The organism is Rhizobium sp. CFBP 13726, assembly GCF_014841925.1.
Lineage (GTDB): Bacteria > Pseudomonadota > Alphaproteobacteria > Rhizobiales > Rhizobiaceae > Neorhizobium > Neorhizobium soli.
The window spans coordinates 306323-322891 of the sequence record NZ_JACYUU010000001.1; the positions used below are offsets into that span (position 1 = coordinate 306323).

The following is a 16569-nucleotide window of genomic DNA, read 5'->3' on the forward strand; positions in this document are numbered from 1 at the left end:
TGCGCTCCCTAAACGCGTTCAATCCTCGGCTTTTATAGGATGCGCTGAAGAGCCGGGCAACGGCTGAAAATCGGCCAAGTGAAAACTGGCGCGAGAGGCGGCAGAAGAGGGGTGAATACGTGACGATGACGGACACAGCCGGACCGGCGGGAACTCGGACACTCGATGCGCAAGGCGTGCGCGATGCGCAGAGGGGTCGCCATGCGGATGGCCCGATGGGCATTCCGGCCCGCGGCCTAAAAGACGTGTTCTGGCGCGTCTATGCCGGCGTAACCGAAGATCGCATCACGCTGATCGCCGCCGGCGTCACCTATTACCTTCTGCTGGCGCTGTTTCCTGCCGCAAGCGCGCTCGTGTCGATCTACGGTTTCGTCGCCGATCCCGTGACGATAGCCGACCGCATCGCGTTTTTGAGCACAATCATGCCCGCCGAAGGGCTGAACATCTTTCTCGATCAGGTCCGGGCGCTTTCAAGCGAACGCGGCGCTACACTGTCGATCGGCCTGATTGCCGGTCTGGCGCTGGCGCTCTGGAGCGCCAACAACGGCATGAAGGCCCTGTTCGAGGCCATGAATGTTGCCTATGGCGAGCAGGAAAAGCGCGGCATCGTCAAGCTCAACCTGATGTCGCTGCTCTTCACGCTCGGCGCGATGCTGATTGCCATCGTCATCCTGTTTGCCATGGGCGTGGTGCCGGCATTGCTCAAATATTTCTGGCTCGACCAGTGGTCGGAAATGATCATCCGCATCGCCCGCTGGCCGTTGATGATGGTCTTCGTCACGCTCGGCATAATGGCGCTCTACCGGTTCGGCCCCAGCCGCGAGCCGGCGAAGATCCAGTGGCTGACCTGGGGTGCTGCCTTTTCCACCATTTTCTGGCTTCTCGCCTCGCTCGGCGTGTCCTACTATCTGGCCAACGTCGCCGATTACAATGCCACCTATGGCACGCTCGGCGCGCTGATCGGCTTCATGGTCTGGACATGGGTATCCGTCATCATCGTGGTTGTCGGAGCCGAGATCAACGCCGAGCTTGAGCACCAGACCGCGGTCGATTCCACCACCGGCCATCCGAAGCCGATGGGGGCGCGCGGCGCTGAAATGGCCGATACGGTCGGTGTCGCCGCCGAGGATTGATAAGCCGCCGGTTGCGCCAAACCGGGCTGCGTGGCACCAGTTGGAACACGCCTGTTGGCATCCGGCACGAGTCTATGTATGACCTTGACGTGAACGTCAAAACTGAGGAGATATTGATGAACGAGATGGTTACCCGCGTTGCCGACCGCGTCGGTCTTGCACCTGATGCCGCCGAAAAGGCGATCGGCATGATGCTGGGCTTCCTGCAGCGCGAGGCGGATGACGCTGCCGTGGCGCGGATGATCGAAGCCATTCCCGGCGCGCCGGAACTGGTCGGCAAATTCAACGGCGAAGGTGCCGGTGGCGGCGGTCTGCTCGGCGGCCTGATGTCGAGCTTCGGCGGCGGCGGCATCATGACGCTTGGCCAGCAGCTGATGTCGCAGGGCCTCGGCATGGGAGAGATCACAGCACTCGCCAAGGAGACCATGGCTGTCGCACGCGAACACGCCGGCGACGAAACCGTCGATACGGTCATCGCATCGGTGCCCGGCCTCAGCCAGTTCGTCTGATTTCGAAACGCAATCCGAAAGCCGCTGGCACAACTGCCGGCGGCTTTTCTAAATCATCAGCTATGCTATAGGTCGGCGATGAGCGACAACATCATCAAGTTCCAGCGTCCGAAACCGGTCAAGCCGCCACGCAAGTCGCCGTTCAAGAACATGGCGCCCGGTGTGAAGCGCATGGTGTTCTGGATCGCCATTATCGCGGGCCTGGTCCTGGCATTCCTCTATTTCCAGTTCGCCGGCAGCGCCCCTCCGGGCGTCTGAGCATACCGGCCGAACGTCAGCCCTTGGCTGCCAGCCAGATCACGTGCTTTGCGCCGCGTTTGCCATTGGCGCGCGTGTTCACCACGTCCGCCTCAAAGCCCACTTCTTTTAGCCGCCGGGTAAAGCCCGCATCGGGCCCTGACGACCAGACGGCGAGAACGCCGCCGGGCCGCAGCGCCGATCGTGCCGCATAGAGGCCACCCATATTGTAGAGCCGGTCGTTCGAGGCCCGCGTCAACCCGTCCGGCCCATTGTCGACATCGAGCAGGATCGCATCGAAGGCACCGGTCGAGGAGCGGATCAACTCGCTGACATCGCCCTCGAAAATCGTCACGCGCGGATCGTCGAGGCAGCCCTTGAAGACCGGCGCCATCGGCCCGCGCGCCCAGCCGACCACGGCCGGCACCAGCTCGGCCACGGTCACCTGCGCATCCTCGGGCAGAACTGAAAGCGCTGCCCGCAGCGTGAACCCCATGCCGAGCCCGCCGATCAGCATCGACGGCTTCGCCCTCTTGCCGATCTTCTCGTGTGCCAGTGTCGCCAGCGCTTCTTCCGAGCCGCTGAGACGGCTGTTCATCAGCTCGTTGGTGCCGAGCATGATCGAGAATTCCTGGCCGCGCTGCTTCAGACGCAGCTCGCCTTCCTCGCCGGGCAGGGCGCCGGGAATGGTTGCGCGGTCGAGCTGGATCCAGGGCAGCATGGGGGGATACCTCTTGGTCGGAGCGGCTTTGCTACAGAAGCGCAAAGGACGGGTCAATCCTGCGTGCCGGGGAGTTGACTTTCCACCGTATTCGCTCCATTTCACGCGCAAAGCGCTACCCGTTCGGGTGCCGCTCTTTCAAAGGACAAACCGAGATGAACCCCGACAGTCGAAGTTCGACGTCAACAGATAGACCTGCCGCTTCGGGGCTCTGAACCGTTCATATCGGTGATGCGCTCCGGGGACCTCAATGGTCCGGAATAGGAGCCGTCATGCTGCGTATCCATGCCTATGATCACGACCGCCTTGTCGCGGCCGACGCCGTAATCGCCAGTGCAGCCGCCGATGCGACGTCTGTTGCTCCGCAGCCGCCTGTGATCTGGTACGACCTGATCAACCCGACGGCCAAGGAAGAGCGCGATGTCGGCTCCCGCCTCGGGGTTACCATTCCCACCCAGGACGAGATGGAGGATATCGAACTCTCCTCCCGGCTCTACCAGGAAGACGGCGCCGAGTTCATGACCATGACCGTGCTGACACGCCCGGATGCCGGCACGCCGCACAAGGTTCCCGTCACCTTTATCGTCAAGGGCCAGGTTCTCGTCACCGTGCGCTATTCCGAGCCGCGTCCCTTCGATGCCTTCATGGCGCGTGCCCGCAAGGGCAACGGGCTCGGCCTTCATTCGGCAACCGGCGAACTGATCATGACCGGTCTGGTCGAGGCGATCATCGACCGCATGGCGGATACGCTGGAGCGGCTCGGCAACGATATCGACCAGATCTCGCGCGATATTTTTGCGGCCAAGGCCTCCAAGGTCAACAAGAAGACGCGCGACCTGCAGGAACTGATCCGGGCGATCGGCCAGAAGGGCGAGTTCATCACCGTCGTGCGCGAAAGCCTCGTCAGCGTCTCGCGCGTCGTCGCCTATTATGCGGCCCTCGACGGTGTCGATCGCAAGCTGCCCAAGGAAATGCGCCAGCGCCTGAAACTGCTGCAGCGCGATGCCACCTCGCTTGGCGATCACTCGGCCTTCATGTCCGGCAAGATCAACTTCCTGCTCGATGCGACGCTGGGCCTGATCAATCTGGAGCAGAACCAGATCATCAAGATCTTCTCGGTTGCGTCAGTCGTGTTTCTGCCGCCGACGCTGGTCGCATCGGTCTACGGCATGAACTTCGCCAACCAGCCGGAACTGCAGTGGCATTACGGCTATCAGCTGGCACTCTGCCTGATGATCGTCTCGATGGCGCTGCCGTATCTCTACTTCCGCCGCAAGGGCTGGCTGTAATCACAAACCAAGACGGGCGGAGCACGGCTGCTCCGCCCGTCCTTGTCTGATCTAGGCGGCAAGACGCGCTCTAGCGTTCCTGGATCTGTGGCATGAAATCCGGCAGAAGCTTGCAGGGCTCCTTGTAGATCTCGGCTTTCTTTTCACACAGGGCTGCCACCGTCTGCGGCGTCGGTTTCTCGCCCTTGTCGATCCAGCTCAGCATGGCGGAAAACAGCGCTGCATATTGCGGCGTCGAGAGCTTGGAATGCTCCGCCGCGTCCGAAAAGTTCTGCACCAGCAGCTCGCCATTGCCGGCCTTGTCCACCGTTTGGCGATAGATCGCCTCGTGATCGACAAACACGGTAGGATCGTTCTTTGCGTGCAGGGTGATGGTCGGCGCGACGATCTGGCCGGTCAGATCGGCATCATAGGCCATCAGCCGAGCCGCTTGCGGGTCCGCCTTGAACCGCTCGACACCCTTGTTCAGCGCCGCGTCGTCGTCCGATCCCTTGTACTGAACGTTGGAATTGTCGAACGGATTCTTTCCGTCCATGCGCCGCCAGACGATGTCGGAAAACAATCCGGTCGCCCAGCTCAAATGCGCCACCAGCGTCTTTTCCGGCACCTTGGTGACGGCGAGGATATTGGCGAGGTTCTTTGCTTGCTCTGGCGAGCGCTTGTCCTTCGCAAGCGAGATGCCGGTGCATTCGTCGACCCGCTGCTGCAGCTCGTCGCGCGACATCTTCGCGCCCTTGGGCAGGCCCTGCCAGACCGGATACTGCACTTCGTCGGCGCGCGGATGGTTCTTGCAGTAATATTGGTAGACGGCCCGCAGATCGGCGCGGAAGTCATAGCCATGGCCGCCGCCGGCGAGCAAGCCGCTGGTCAGCACCACGCCGTCGTAATTCTTCTGGCCGCGCCAGTCGAGTGCGTAGAGTTCGGCCGTCTTCGCCGCCACATTGCCGCCCCAGGACTGGCCGTGCAGCAGGACATGCTTCGGCTCACCGAGAAGCGCGATCGCGATCTGGCGCAGAGTGTCGGTATCGGACGCCGCCATCCGCACGCCATAGCCTTCGCGGCGATAGTTGGAACCGGCCCAGGCATAGCCCTCCTGAACGGTGACCGCGAAACGCTCGAGATCTTCGACCGGATCGTCCGGCGTAGGCTTTGCGGTGCGCGGCCCGCCATGGGCATGAACGACAATGGTGCCGTTCCAGTCCTTCGGCTTGGCGATCCAGTAATAGGCGCCGTGCAGATCCTCGCCCGCGAAGCACTCGGTCCCGGCCGGCATCGAACTCGGGCAGTCCTTCGGCGCCGGGTCCGCAGGCTTTTGCTGCGCGCTGGCGGGCAGGGCGGTAACAACCACCGCCGCCGCGGACATCAATATCGTTTTGAAATGCATGAAAACTCCTCCTCTTCCAGCCCGTGACAAGACCTATGGTTCTGGCTGGGAGAGGCAAGAGAAGACGTGGCCTCGACCGCGGCATGGCGCAGGCTCGCCGGGCAATTGGGCGGGATCCCACACAAACCACGGCGGGAGTGTGTGGGAAGCGACCCAACAGACCTGTGGTCCGGACGGATGCCTTAAAGCCGGATCAGTCCCACTCGGGCGCGAGATGCACCGGCGATACGATGCGTCCGTCTGTCCGCGACAGCGCAAACACCGCTTCCATTTCCTGCGGCGAGAGCGAGAAGTCGAAGATGTCGTAATTCTCCGGCAGCCGGCTTTCCGTCGCGGTCTTCGACAGCGCGATCACGCCCTCCTGCTGCACGGCCCAGCGCAGCACGACCTGAGCGGCGGTCTTTTTGTACTTCGCGCCGATCTCCTTCAACACCTCGTCCTTCGGCACCGCGCCATCGGCCATCAGGTAATAGGCGGTCACCGACATGCCGGTCTTGCGCGCTTCCATCAGCACCTTGGTCTGGTCGAGATAGGGGTGATATTCCACCTGGTTGTTGACGATCGGCGCATCGGACAACTTCACCGCTTCAGCCATCAGCGCGGTCGAAAAGTTGGAAACGCCGATATTCTTGACCTTGCCTGCGGTTCTCAGCTCGTTCAGCGCGCCGATCCGGTCGGCCAGCGGCATTTCGCTCTGCGGCCAGTGCAGCAGCAGAAGGTCGACATGGTCGGTCTGCAGCTTGGAAAGGCTTTCGTCCACCGAAGCGATAAAGGCATCGTGACCGACGCGGTCGACCCAGACTTTCGTGGTCAGAAAGATATCGTCGCGCGGAATGCCCGACTGGCGAATAACCTCGCCGACGGCCTGCTCGTTCTTGTAGATCTGCGCAGTGTCCACATGGCGGAAGCCGAGTTTGAGGGCTTGCGGCAGAATGCGATGAACATCCGCATCGGGCATGCGGAACGTGCCGAAACCGAGAGCTGGGATATGGGCGCCGTTGGCGTTGACGGTTTGCATCATGTGCTCCTTGGAAAAGGGGGCCCGCCGGGGAGCCGGGCAAAGAAGAGGCACACTCTAGATGGGCCGTGAAATCCGGCGATCAAGCAGAGACCGGCCCAGGATCACCCGACCGGATGCGACAAATCGGCTCGAAAGAAGGCCCTGGAGGCCGCGCAATCCGCCTCGTCAGGTCTCTTTGCGCGCCCGTTTCGCCCGTCTCGCGACTCGACCGAACCGCTGTTTCAGAAAGTTTGATGTCCGGTAGCGCACGCCGCTTGGCCGCTCGGGATCGGCAATATCGGATTCCGCCAGCAATTCCTCGTCGGCACTCAGCTCCCGCATCTTGACCGGCAGCAGACCTCGGCCGCTCTGTCGGTTCAACGCCTCGATGGCCGCGATGATCGACCCGTCATGCGCTGCAACCGCGTCACGCACTTCCTGCGGTTCGCGCCCAAGATGTTCGGCGATGAGATCGTCGCGGGTGCTGACGATCTTTTCGCTCAGCGTGTCCTCACCCGGCTGCGCCTCGAGGATGAGGTCGCATTCCGTATCGTAGCCCATCGAGCGGTTGTTAAGATTGGCCGAGCCGATTTTCACGATCCGGTCGTCGGCAAACATCATCTTGGCATGCACATAGATCGACGTGCGGGCCTCGTTGACAGGGTAGTAGATCCGGAAGCGATCATGAACATCGGCGTCCTTCACCATCTTCATCAGCCGAATGCGGGCGCTGTCCATCGCCTTGGCTTCCAGCCAGCCTTCGCAGCCCTCCGGATTGATCAGCACGATTTCCGGTCCGTCGGGCTCCTTCAGCCGTTCCGCCATGGCCTCTGCAATACGGCGCGAGGCGTAATACTGGCTCTCGACATAGAGCGTCTTTTTCACCGAACCGATGATCGCAAGCTTGGCCGTCTCGATCTCGACGATCTGGCTGCGCCCCTCGTATTCAGGCGCGGTGCGGGCGATGCCGATCGAGATGTCGCGAAACCCGACCTCCAGCTCGTCCGGCCAGGGATCGTTCTCCGTGGCGGTATTCTCGTCGGGCGGATCGAGCGTCTCGTCGGTTGCCAGTTTCCAGCGCCGCCGTGCGACCTCGCCGAGCGCCCGTGCGGCCTCGCCGGAAAGGCAGGTGGTGGCATCGTGCCAGGGCCCTTGCGCAAACCCCATCGGCGACTTGCGCAACGGCTCGTCTTCCGAATGATCGCGACTGTCCCAGCGCCCAACGGTCATGTCGATCCCGCCGCAGAACGCCACTTCGTCGTCGATGACGAGAAGCTTCATGTGATGTGCCGACAGCGCCGGATGCGCGCCGTCGAGCTTCAGATGGATGCGCTTGTCGAACATCCATTTGAGAATATAAAACGGGGTTTCACCGCGAGTGATCGAATTGATCAGCCCGATATCCCATTTGAGAATGCGGATATCCAGATCGCTGTTTCGCTCTGCAAGCGCGTTCAGAAACTTGCCAAGCTCGTCGGGCCATTCTTCCTTCGCGGCCTTGTCAGCCTTGCCATCCTTCTTGCCCGGCTCCAGCTGGATGCGCGTGTCGAAATCCCAGCCGATCAGGTAGATCGACTTTTTCGCCTTCGTCATCGTCCGCTTGGCGAAGCGAAAGAAATCGGCTGCATCGATGATGATGGAAAGTCTGTCCGCCTTGGCAATCCGCCAGCACGTGTCGCCTTCGTTGAGGATGCTTTGCATCGATCCAGTCGCCCCAGTCTTCGTCTTTTCGGTTATCGAGGATATAGGGCAGCGCCGCGCTGCTTCTACGGGAAATATACAAGGATCGGTGGAGTAATGCGCAGCAGCGTCATCCTGCATTTCTGCGATCGCGCTGACTGCTGACCGCGATCGCAATCAGGATCAGCGGCCACAGGCACGACAGCAAAAGTCCCATGATCCTGTCGAAGCTCCAGGGAAGCCGTCGTGTCACACCCTCGGCCAACGTCATCCCGAAGAACGCGGTCGCTACCGTCAGGTACACTATGGTGGCTAGAGTCGTCATGGGTCTCGCTGGCACGGTACCGGTCATCGCGATGGGGGTCGCACGCGCCCCCGAAAGCGTTCAAACACGGATCGAGCCCGCCGTCCTCAACTTTTATGAGAGAGTGCCAGATTTCGCACTGCCGGCCCCGACCGGCGGCATCACGCTTTTAAGCGTGAATCGCTTCGATTTCGCGTGCCACCATCTCCTGCAGCCGCCAGAGATTGCGGTCGCGGATGCCGAATTCGGCCAGATGTACGACGGTATTATAGAGATATTCGGCGCAGGAACCGCGGTGGCCGCAGGCGCGCGCCAGAACCGGCGCCACATCCTGAAGCGGCGGAAGCGGCCTGATGATCCGCGGGCTCTTTCCGCCAGCCCAGAAAGTCAGTGCCCGGATCGTCTCGCCGCCTTGCGTCCGCACGGGGAGAAAACGGAAGGTCGAGAGACTGTCCTTGTGGCTCACCTCGCGGCGCAGCGCCTTGTCGATCTGCTCGCGCTTTTCCGTATCGGCCACCCGGTAGATCACGCCGTCGCAACGACCGCCGCGCGACAGCATCATCATCAGCCCCGGCTGGTCGGGCGAACCGCGGCCCCGTTCGATATGGAGCGAAAACGACCGATGCCAGCCATAGGCCGTCGCCCGCTGGCAGGCGATCGAATCAAAGCCCGGCTTCCAGATCAGCGAGCCATAGGCGAAGATCCACAAAGGCTCATCGCCGATATCCGCCACCAGCCGCTCGGTAATCTCGGCATAGTCGGCATCCGTCAGCGGCTCCCAGGTTGGCGGAGCGCCGGGATCGGTCTCGTCACGAAAACACAGGTCGACGAGGTCCTGCGTCAACGCCATGGACGACGATTTGAGAGACGTTGAGGTGAGGGCGCCGGATCCGGACATGGCCTCTGCGTTGTAAAAAAATGAGTGCGTAAACGGGAGGTGAGGCGCAAGACTGCAAGCCTGAACGGCTGCTGTCAACGTTTTTGGGCCGCGTTTGTGAAGGATTTGCTGCGTTGCCGCAGAGTGGCCCCACTGTTCTGGTCGAAGGGATCACGCAACGTTTCAGACGGAAATGTTCGCGTTATTCTGCGTGAGAGGGAGTTTTCGATACATGCGCTGGTTGTTTCTCATTGTCCTTGGCCTGCTGGTGGCCGTCATTTTGTCAATCACCCTGATGCAGAACGACAGTCGTCAGCTGGGTAGCGATAACCTGTTGCAGGGAGCGCCGGGCAGTCCGCGCCAGCCATCGGACTCGCCGCTTCTTCCGGCACCCGCACCGCAGCGAGCGCCCTGACCATCGGACGGCGGCAATTCGGCGTGCCATCAATATTTGTGATGAATCATCTCGGATTGTCGCTTGACCTTGAGGGCTTCGGGGATTTCATTCACGCCAAATTTTAGCGACCCCCGCCAAGCTTTGAAGACCCGAAGGAGAATATCATGGCCGTCGACACATCCCCTCGCTCCACCACCTGGACTTACGTGGATGGTGAGTGGGTGGAAGGAAATCCGAAGCTGATCGGACCCACCTCGCACGCCATGTGGCTGGGCACGACCGTGTTCGACGGCGCCCGCTGGTTCGAAGGCATCTCGCCGGATCTCAACATGCACTGCCAGCGCGTCAACCGCTCGGCCATCAATATGGGCATGAAGCCGGTCATGGCAGCCGAGGAGATCGAGCGGCTGGCGCTCGAAGGCGTCAAGAAGTTCGACGGCAAGACGGCGATCTACATCAAGCCGATGTACTGGGCCGAGCACGGTCTTCCCACCAGCGTCGTTGCCGCCGATCCGGAATCGACTCGCTTTGCGCTCTGCCTGTTCGAAGCTCCGATGCACACGGCAAAGGCTTCGTCGCTGACCGTATCGCCCTTCCGCCGCCCGAGCGCCGAAGTCGCCATGACGGCCGCCAAGACCGGTAGCCTTTATCCCAACAGCGGCCGCATGATTGTCGAGGCGCAGAGCCGCGGCTTCGACAATGCGCTCGCGCTCGACATGAACGGCAATGTCGCCGAAACCGCATCCTCGAACATCTTCATGGTCAAGGACGGCGTGGTCATGACGCCGATCGCCAACGGCACGTTCCTGGCCGGCATCACCCGGTCGCGCGTGCTGACCCTGTTGCGCGGCGCCGGCTTCGACGTGCGCGAAGTCACGCTGACTGCTGCCGATTTCGCCAATGCCGACGAAATCTTCACGTCCGGCAACTATTCCAAGATCGCCCCGGTGAACCGGTTCGAGGACCGCTCCCTGCAGGAAGGTCCTGTCGCCCGCAAGGCGCTCGAACTCTACATGGACTGGGCACGCTCGACCAAGGGCGAAGACGTCTGATCGACGAGGGACGGCACCCGGTCCGGGCCCCGTCCCTCAACCTTGTTCTGCCGCGTTAAAGCGCTTCGTATCCGAACACTTTCGCCAGAAATTCCACGGCGCGGCCGGCACCGGCGCCGGAAATCGTGTGGCCGAGCCCAGGCTCGATCGATGTCTCCACGTCGAAACCATGCTTCGCCAGCGTATCGGCCGCCTGTTCGCTTTCCCAGGACGGGATGACGTCGTCGGCGGTGCCATGCACCAGAAACACCGGCATCTTCGTGGAGCGCGACAGCGGCTCGGGCGAAGACAGCCGGCCGGAAAAACCGACCACCGCACCCACGCCAAACCGTCCGTTTGCGATCGCGTCGAGCGCCATGATCGTTCCTTGCGAGAAACCCACCAGCGCCACGCGATCAAGCCTGCCGGCAAAGCCGTTGTCCGCGATGATACCGTTGATCAAGGCATCGAACCCCGGCCGTGCCGCCGCAATCCGCGCGCCGCGATTTTCCGGCGTGACGCCCGCAACACTGAACCACTGGTAGCCGGCACCAAAGCTTGAAGGCTCCGGCGCATCGGGCGAAACGAAGACGGCATCGCCAAGCGTCCCCGGCCATTCCTCCCCAAGCGGCGCCAGATTGTCGCCACTGGAGCCGACGCCGTGCAAGAGGATGACGAGAAGGTTCGGGCGGTTGGTTTCAGCCATGGAAGACATACCTTTGCAGATGAGGATCGGACGTCGGAGAACACTCCGCTACGGCCCCCGGAGGAAACCGCGATACCTGTTATCTAGCGCGCCAGCCGCCAAAGGGACAGGTGCAGGGCAGCGGATGTGGGATGTTGCGATGGGCTGGAAGGTTAGAGAGCATCAGCCCTCAGATGATCCGCACCGCAGCCGTACCGATGATGATCAGGGAGACGGCGACCATCAGCGGTTTGGTCGGCAGTCGCTTGACGATCAGCGCTCCGAACGGGGCCGCCAGCACGCCGCCGAGGATGAGGCCGAGCGCCGACGACAGTTCTGACCAGCCGAGCGTGGCGATGAAGGTCGCCGAGATCACCGTCGTTACCGCAAATTCGGTGAGGTTCGTGGAGCCGATCACCTTCTTTGGTTCATGGCCGCGGCCGAGAAGCGAGCTGGTGACGATCGGCCCCCATCCGCCGCCGCCCATCGCATCGAGCACGCCGCCCGCACCGCCCACATAGGGCACGATCCGGTCATGGATGTCGCGCCTGAAGGCCGGGCGGAAGGCCTTGTAAAGAATGTAACATCCGACCAGCATCAGATAGACCGAGACGAACGGCTCGATCGCCTTGCCGTCGATACTGGACAGGAGATAGGCGCCGATCGCGCCGCCGATCATGCCGGCCGGCGCCAGCCGCTTGACCAGCCGCCAGTCTACATTGCGATGGTAGAGATGCGAGGCGCCGGATGCAGCCGTCGTGAAACACTCGGTCACATGCGTCATGGCGCTGGCGACTGCCGGCGGCACGCCGAAAGCAAGCAGACTAGTGGTGGTGAGAACGCCGAAAGCCATGCCGAGCGCGCCATCGATGATCTGCGCGAAAAAGCCGATTGCCACGAAGATCACGAAATCGGACGTCAGAAAGTCGAAGGTCAAGAAATCAAACACGGCAGCCCTCCCGGCAGTGTTTCATGCCCGGAAAAGTCTGCCGTGGTGGAAAAGTTCCCAAACGCTGCCGCCCGCGCGGTCGCGGATGTTACTTGCCAGGTTTTGCCCTCAGCATGTCGGCGGAGATCTCGCCACCCACTTCGGCCTTTTTGGTCTTCTTGTCGTAGGCGCAGATCGTGCTGATCCTGACCTTGGCGCCTTTGGCTTTGCCGGTGACGACCGCAAGCCCATAGGACTGGCTTCCGAACGGATCGACCACGGCCCTTCCGTTCTCGATCAGGTCTTTCGAAGCCGCCACGCAAGCCTTGCCGACGTCAGCCTGAAACGTCGTCCACGCATCGTCGGAAGCGGCCTGGGCCGTCACGGCGCTGGTTGCGCAAACGAGGAGGATCAGTGCCACAAAGTTTTTCATCGTCAATTTTCTCCGGTTTCTGCATTCGGTGCGAAAGCGATTGATTCCTCTCGCTAATGCTTGGAAAATTCAGCAATTTCTTGTCGATTGAGCGGTTGTTTTTGGAAGGTTCACCGTTGCCTCTTCCCCATCGCGCTCCTATGTTCCAGCACGACGTTCACCCACGGTGTTTGCCAAAAGGAGTATACCAATGGCTTTCGAACTTCCCGAACTTCCATACGATTACGAAGCCCTTGCACCCTTCATGTCGAAGGAAACACTGGAATACCACCACGACAAGCACCACAAGGCCTATGTCGACAACGGCAACAAGCTGGCGGCAGAAGCCGGCATGGCTGACCTGACGGTCGAGGATGTCGTCAAGAAGTCCTTTGGCACCAATCAGGGCCTCTTTAACAATGCTGCCCAGCATTACAACCACGTCCATTTCTGGAAGTGGATGAAGAAGGACGGCGGCGGAAACAAGCTGCCGGGCAAGCTCGAAACCGCGATCGCATCCGATCTCGGCGGCTACGACAAGTTCAAGGCTGATTTCATTGCAGCCGGCACCACGCAGTTCGGCTCCGGCTGGGCCTGGCTTTCGGTCAAGGATGGCAAGCTCGTCATCTCCAAGACCCCGAACGGCGAAAACCCGCTGGTTCACGGCGCAGAGCCGATCCTCGGCGTCGACGTCTGGGAACATTCCTATTACATCGACTATCGCAACGCCCGCCCGAAGTATCTCGAGGCGTTCGTCGATAGCCTGATCAACTGGGATTACGTGCTGGAACGCTACGAGGCGGCTTCCAAGTAAGCGCAATCAATTGCTGATTTGCCAGACACCCGGTGCCGCAAGGCGCCGGGTGTTTGCGTTTCTGATCACCCGATGTCTGATCAAGCCTGGCTATCGTCAGGCGCCGCTGTCCGCCCACGCGCGGTCGATCTGAAGCGCTTGAAAAACATGACTTTGCATTGGGTTTGACGGCTTCTAGAATCGAGCGCTAAATTACGAAATCGTGACTTCTTTCGGTCATGTAAGCTTGCCATCATCATCACGCGAATGCGTTGATGATGTGAGACGCAGACATCACATCGTTTTAGGGATCGGAGCCGGAAATGAAATTCAGAACTATCGCCATGACGACCGCGGCACTCTGTCTCGGCTTCACCGCTGTCCTTGCGCAGGATGCGGTGGTCGAGAAGCGCGAACAGATGATGAAGCAGGTGGCCGCCTCCACGGCAGCCATGCGCAACATCGCCAAAGGCGACAAACCCTACGACGCCGATGCCATCAAGACAGCGCTGACCACGATCAGCACCAATATGAAGGCCTTCCCGGACCAGTTCCCTGTCGGATCCGAAGCCAATTCGGAAGCATCGCCGGCGATCTGGAAGAACGAAGCCGATTTCCGCGCCAAAGCGAACAAGCTCGCCTCCGATGCCGACATGATCCTCGCTTCGATGCCGACGGATGCCGCAGGCGTCCAGAAGGCCGTTGGGACGCTCGGCGCCAATTGCGGCTCCTGCCACGAGACCTACCGCCTGAAGAAGTAGCGCATGCCTGCATGCTTGAACGGCTGTCGCAAAGGCAGCCGTTCCGTTCCGCGTTGATGTCGGAGAAGGATCGGGCGATGGCCGCAAGATGGGCAAAAGTGTTGGGCATCGGCGTGGTCATTATCGCCGCCGGTGCCGTTGCCGGCTGGGCACTGACAAAGCCGCAGCCGCATGAGGCAGGCTACTGGTCGAGCGTCGGTCAGCCCGATCTTGCCAAGGGCGAACAATTGTTCTGGGCGGGCGGCTGCGCTGGCTGTCACGCCGCAGAAGGTGCAGAAGGCGACGCCGCAAAGATCCTGTCCGGCGGACTGGCGCTCAAAAGCCCGTTCGGCACCTTCCACGTCCCCAACATCTCGCCGGATCCCAAAGCCGGCATCGGTTCCTGGACGCTTGCCCAATTCGGCGATGCGATGACGAGAGGCGTCGGCCCGAACGGCGAGCATCTCTACCCGTCCTTTCCCTACGGCTCCTACGCGCGCCTGTCGGCAGCCGACGTCAACGACCTCTACGGCTACATGAAGACCCTGCCGCCCAGCAGCAATGTCGCGCCGCCGCACGAATTGGGCTTTCCGTTCAACCAGCGGCTCGCGGTCGGCGGCTGGAAACTCCTCTATTTCGACGACGGCCCACGCGTCGAACTCGCTTCCGCCGACGATAAGGTCAAACGCGGCCAGTTCCTCGTCGAAGGCCCCGGCCACTGCGGCGAGTGCCACACGCCCCGCAACGCGCTCGGCGGCTTCGAAAAAGGCCAGTGGCTGGCCGGCGGTCCCAACCCGGAAGGGCAGGGCAGCATTCCCAACATCACCCCCGGCTCCAAGGACATCGGCGCCTGGAGCGAGGAGGAAATAACCGAGTACCTCTCGACCGGCTTCACCCCCGATTTCGACAGCGTCGGCGGATCCATGGTCGAGGTTCAGAAGAACATCGCGCATCTGCCGAAAGGCGACCTGCAGGCCATCGCCGCCTATCTCAAGGCGGTGCCGGCAAGGTGAGGCTGGCGTGCTTGCCGCACGACGTTGTTGTGCTATATTTATAGCACATACGAGGTGAGACATGACCATCATTACCAAGATCAGGCGGCAGGGCGGGGCAGCCGTCGTGACAATTCCGCCTGCCATTCTCAAGACGATGGAACTGCAGGTCGGCGATCAGCTGTCGCTGGAAATGCACGACGGTGAACTCGTCGTCAAGCCGATCAGAAAGACCCAGCGGCGCTATAAGCTTAGCGAGTTGCTCGAAGGCGGCGAGGTCGTCTCCAGCCTGAATGCGGACATGGCTTGGGTGATGGAGGGAGACCCCGTCGGGCACGAAATTTCATGATGGTCCGCAGCAACGTCCCCAATCGCGGCGATGTTTTCTGGATCGATCCCAACCCTGTCGCGGGCCGGGAGATGAAGAACAGGCATCGGTTCGTCGTGATCACCCCGCGGGCGATCAACGCATTGGGAGTCAGCATGACGGTGCCGATCACCACCGGTGGCGCCTTGACCCGGGACGTCGGTCTGGCCGTCGTTGTCACCGGCCACGATACGACGGGGATCGCCGTCTGTAATCAGGTTCGCAGCTTCGATATACCGGCCAGAATACTGGCCAAGACCGCGAAATACATCGAGACATTGGACGAGGCGGCGATGGATGACATCGTCGCTCGTGTGGTCAGCGCGATCGATCCCGCGTCGGAATAACGTGGTTGCGCTGCACTGACAGTATGGTCTGTCCCGCTCATTCGGACGGTATTGCCGTGTCCCAGCCTCACACCAACGTCTGCATATACCGCATGCCCGTCACCGGGCGTGGCTTGAAATCCATCTGTTCGTAGAATTTGTGGGCGGCGAAGTTGCCGGTGGCGGCGCTGACCGAGAGATAGCCGCAGCCTGCATTGCGGGCCATGTCGCGGGCGCGCGAGACGAGATACTGGCCGATGCCGTGGCCACGGTGACCGTCGCGCACGAACAGGTGGTGCAGGTCCATGCCGCGGCTCCCCTCCTGGGCGCGGTAGAGCGGCACCAGAATGGCGTAGCCGATCAGGGCGTCGCCCGCATCCGCAACCAGCGCGGTGATCCAGGGCAGGTCGCCGAACAGGTCGCGTTCCAGCATTTCCGGGGTAATGTCGGCCAGATCGTTGTGATGCGCGGCAAGGGCTGCGATCATCTCTTTCAGCTGCGGCAGATCATGGCGTTTGGCAGCGCGGATCGTCACCACGGCCGGGCGCGGCAGTGAGATCTCGCTGTCTTCGATCGAAATCGGGGGCATTCCGGCATTCCTTTTCGGTCTCGTCGTGCCGTCAGGTGCCGTTAGAAACAACCAAGCCGCCTGACGGCGGCTTGTTGACATGATGAAATGTCGAGCCGCCCTTTACAGGTAGGCCCAAAAATACGTTGCGGCGGTGGTGGTGCACGTAATCATCATGACAACTTTTTGCGCCGGA

At 61.4% G+C, this 16569-nt stretch carries 21 protein-coding genes; 11 read left to right on the forward strand and 10 right to left on the reverse strand.

The window, feature by feature from the left end:
- Window positions 1-125 precede the first annotated feature (125 nt).
- The 3 genes from IFT66_RS01410 to IFT66_RS01420 all read left to right on the forward strand — a co-directional run bounded on the left by IFT66_RS01410 (window position 126) and on the right by IFT66_RS01420 (window position 1900).
- The gene (locus IFT66_RS01410) at window positions 126-1133 is read left to right on the forward strand and encodes a YihY/virulence factor BrkB family protein (RefSeq protein WP_113167473.1); all 1008 of its coding nucleotides are present in this window, start codon (window positions 126-128) and stop codon (window positions 1131-1133) included.
- A gap of 116 nt (window positions 1134-1249) precedes the next feature.
- Window positions 1250-1642: a hypothetical protein gene (locus IFT66_RS01415; RefSeq protein ID WP_062454796.1), complete on the forward strand. Its 393-nt coding sequence runs from the start codon at window positions 1250-1252 to the stop codon at window positions 1640-1642.
- 78 nt (window positions 1643-1720) lie between these two features.
- Window positions 1721-1900 carry a hypothetical protein gene (locus IFT66_RS01420; protein ID WP_192076597.1) on the forward strand — a complete coding sequence of 60 codons (180 nt, stop codon included), beginning with the start codon at window positions 1721-1723 and terminating at the stop codon, window positions 1898-1900.
- Between the two features lie 16 nt (window positions 1901-1916).
- On the opposite strand, the gene IFT66_RS01425 is transcribed toward IFT66_RS01420, so the two are convergent.
- The gene (locus IFT66_RS01425) at window positions 1917-2600 is read right to left on the reverse strand and encodes a spermidine synthase (protein ID WP_192076598.1); all 684 of its coding nucleotides are present in this window, start codon (window positions 2598-2600) and stop codon (window positions 1917-1919) included.
- Between the two features lie 272 nt (window positions 2601-2872).
- Here IFT66_RS01425 and IFT66_RS01430 point away from each other — a divergent pair, with 272 nt between their 5' ends.
- Window positions 2873-3889 (forward strand): magnesium transporter CorA family protein, encoded by a 1017-nt coding sequence (locus IFT66_RS01430; RefSeq protein ID WP_062453512.1) that lies wholly within the window; start codon window positions 2873-2875, stop codon window positions 3887-3889.
- A 70-nt stretch (window positions 3890-3959) separates the two neighbouring features.
- Here the strand turns inward: IFT66_RS01430 and IFT66_RS01435 are convergent, their stop codons facing one another.
- The 5 genes from IFT66_RS01435 to IFT66_RS01455 all read right to left on the reverse strand — a co-directional run bounded on the left by IFT66_RS01435 (window position 3960) and on the right by IFT66_RS01455 (window position 9155).
- Window positions 3960-5273 carry an alpha/beta hydrolase family protein gene (locus IFT66_RS01435; RefSeq protein WP_192076599.1) on the reverse strand — a complete coding sequence of 438 codons (1314 nt, stop codon included), beginning with the start codon at window positions 5271-5273 and terminating at the stop codon, window positions 3960-3962.
- Window positions 5274-5466: 193 nt separating this feature from the next.
- Window positions 5467-6291 (reverse strand): aldo/keto reductase, encoded by an 825-nt coding sequence (locus IFT66_RS01440; protein WP_192077111.1) that lies wholly within the window; start codon window positions 6289-6291, stop codon window positions 5467-5469.
- 168 nt (window positions 6292-6459) lie between these two features.
- A complete protein-coding gene (locus IFT66_RS01445) occupies window positions 6460-7974 on the reverse strand; it encodes a phospholipase D-like domain-containing protein (protein WP_192076600.1) in 1515 nt (504 codons plus the stop codon).
- A gap of 109 nt (window positions 7975-8083) precedes the next feature.
- Complete coding sequence (locus IFT66_RS01450) at window positions 8084-8278, reverse strand: hypothetical protein (RefSeq protein WP_192076601.1); 195 nt, start codon at window positions 8276-8278, stop codon at window positions 8084-8086.
- A gap of 148 nt (window positions 8279-8426) precedes the next feature.
- Window positions 8427-9155, reverse strand: coding sequence for a gamma-glutamylcyclotransferase (locus IFT66_RS01455; protein WP_249406323.1), 729 nt, complete (start codon window positions 9153-9155; stop codon window positions 8427-8429).
- Window positions 9156-9366: 211 nt separating this feature from the next.
- Between IFT66_RS01455 and IFT66_RS23400 the strand changes: the two genes are divergently transcribed.
- Entirely contained in the window at window positions 9367-9549 is a 183-nt protein-coding gene (locus IFT66_RS23400; RefSeq protein WP_062453508.1) for a hypothetical protein, read from the forward strand.
- A gap of 146 nt (window positions 9550-9695) precedes the next feature.
- Window positions 9696-10583: a branched-chain amino acid aminotransferase gene (locus IFT66_RS01460; RefSeq protein WP_062453507.1), complete on the forward strand. Its 888-nt coding sequence runs from the start codon at window positions 9696-9698 to the stop codon at window positions 10581-10583.
- Window positions 10584-10638: 55 nt separating this feature from the next.
- Here the strand turns inward: IFT66_RS01460 and IFT66_RS01465 are convergent, their stop codons facing one another.
- The 3 genes from IFT66_RS01465 to IFT66_RS01475 form a co-directional block, all read right to left on the reverse strand.
- On the reverse strand, window positions 10639-11268 hold the full coding sequence (locus IFT66_RS01465; protein WP_342344738.1) for an alpha/beta hydrolase: 630 nt from the start codon (window positions 11266-11268) through the stop codon (window positions 10639-10641).
- A gap of 169 nt (window positions 11269-11437) precedes the next feature.
- Window positions 11438-12169 (reverse strand): sulfite exporter TauE/SafE family protein, encoded by a 732-nt coding sequence (locus tag IFT66_RS01470; protein ID WP_062454788.1) that lies wholly within the window; start codon window positions 12167-12169, stop codon window positions 11438-11440.
- A gap of 115 nt (window positions 12170-12284) precedes the next feature.
- Window positions 12285-12608: a hypothetical protein gene (locus IFT66_RS01475; RefSeq protein ID WP_092661625.1), complete on the reverse strand. Its 324-nt coding sequence runs from the start codon at window positions 12606-12608 to the stop codon at window positions 12285-12287.
- A 190-nt stretch (window positions 12609-12798) separates the two neighbouring features.
- Here IFT66_RS01475 and IFT66_RS01480 point away from each other — a divergent pair, with 190 nt between their 5' ends.
- The 5 genes from IFT66_RS01480 to IFT66_RS01500 all read left to right on the forward strand — a co-directional run bounded on the left by IFT66_RS01480 (window position 12799) and on the right by IFT66_RS01500 (window position 15826).
- Window positions 12799-13401 (forward strand): superoxide dismutase, encoded by a 603-nt coding sequence (locus IFT66_RS01480; RefSeq protein WP_192076603.1) that lies wholly within the window; start codon window positions 12799-12801, stop codon window positions 13399-13401.
- A gap of 302 nt (window positions 13402-13703) precedes the next feature.
- The gene (locus IFT66_RS01485) at window positions 13704-14141 is read left to right on the forward strand and encodes a c-type cytochrome (RefSeq protein WP_062579617.1); all 438 of its coding nucleotides are present in this window, start codon (window positions 13704-13706) and stop codon (window positions 14139-14141) included.
- Window positions 14142-14218: 77 nt separating this feature from the next.
- A complete protein-coding gene (locus IFT66_RS01490) occupies window positions 14219-15133 on the forward strand; it encodes a cytochrome c (protein ID WP_192076604.1) in 915 nt (304 codons plus the stop codon).
- 61 nt (window positions 15134-15194) lie between these two features.
- Window positions 15195-15461 (forward strand): AbrB/MazE/SpoVT family DNA-binding domain-containing protein, encoded by a 267-nt coding sequence (locus IFT66_RS01495; protein WP_092661629.1) that lies wholly within the window; start codon window positions 15195-15197, stop codon window positions 15459-15461.
- The gene (locus IFT66_RS01500) at window positions 15458-15826 is read left to right on the forward strand and encodes a type II toxin-antitoxin system PemK/MazF family toxin (RefSeq protein ID WP_249406324.1); all 369 of its coding nucleotides are present in this window, start codon (window positions 15458-15460) and stop codon (window positions 15824-15826) included. Before IFT66_RS01495 ends, IFT66_RS01500 begins: the two co-directional genes overlap by 4 nt.
- A gap of 67 nt (window positions 15827-15893) precedes the next feature.
- On the opposite strand, the gene IFT66_RS01505 is transcribed toward IFT66_RS01500, so the two are convergent.
- Complete coding sequence (locus IFT66_RS01505; protein ID WP_192076605.1) at window positions 15894-16475, reverse strand: GNAT family N-acetyltransferase; 582 nt, start codon at window positions 16473-16475, stop codon at window positions 15894-15896.
- Between the last annotated feature and the right edge of the window lie 94 nt (window positions 16476-16569).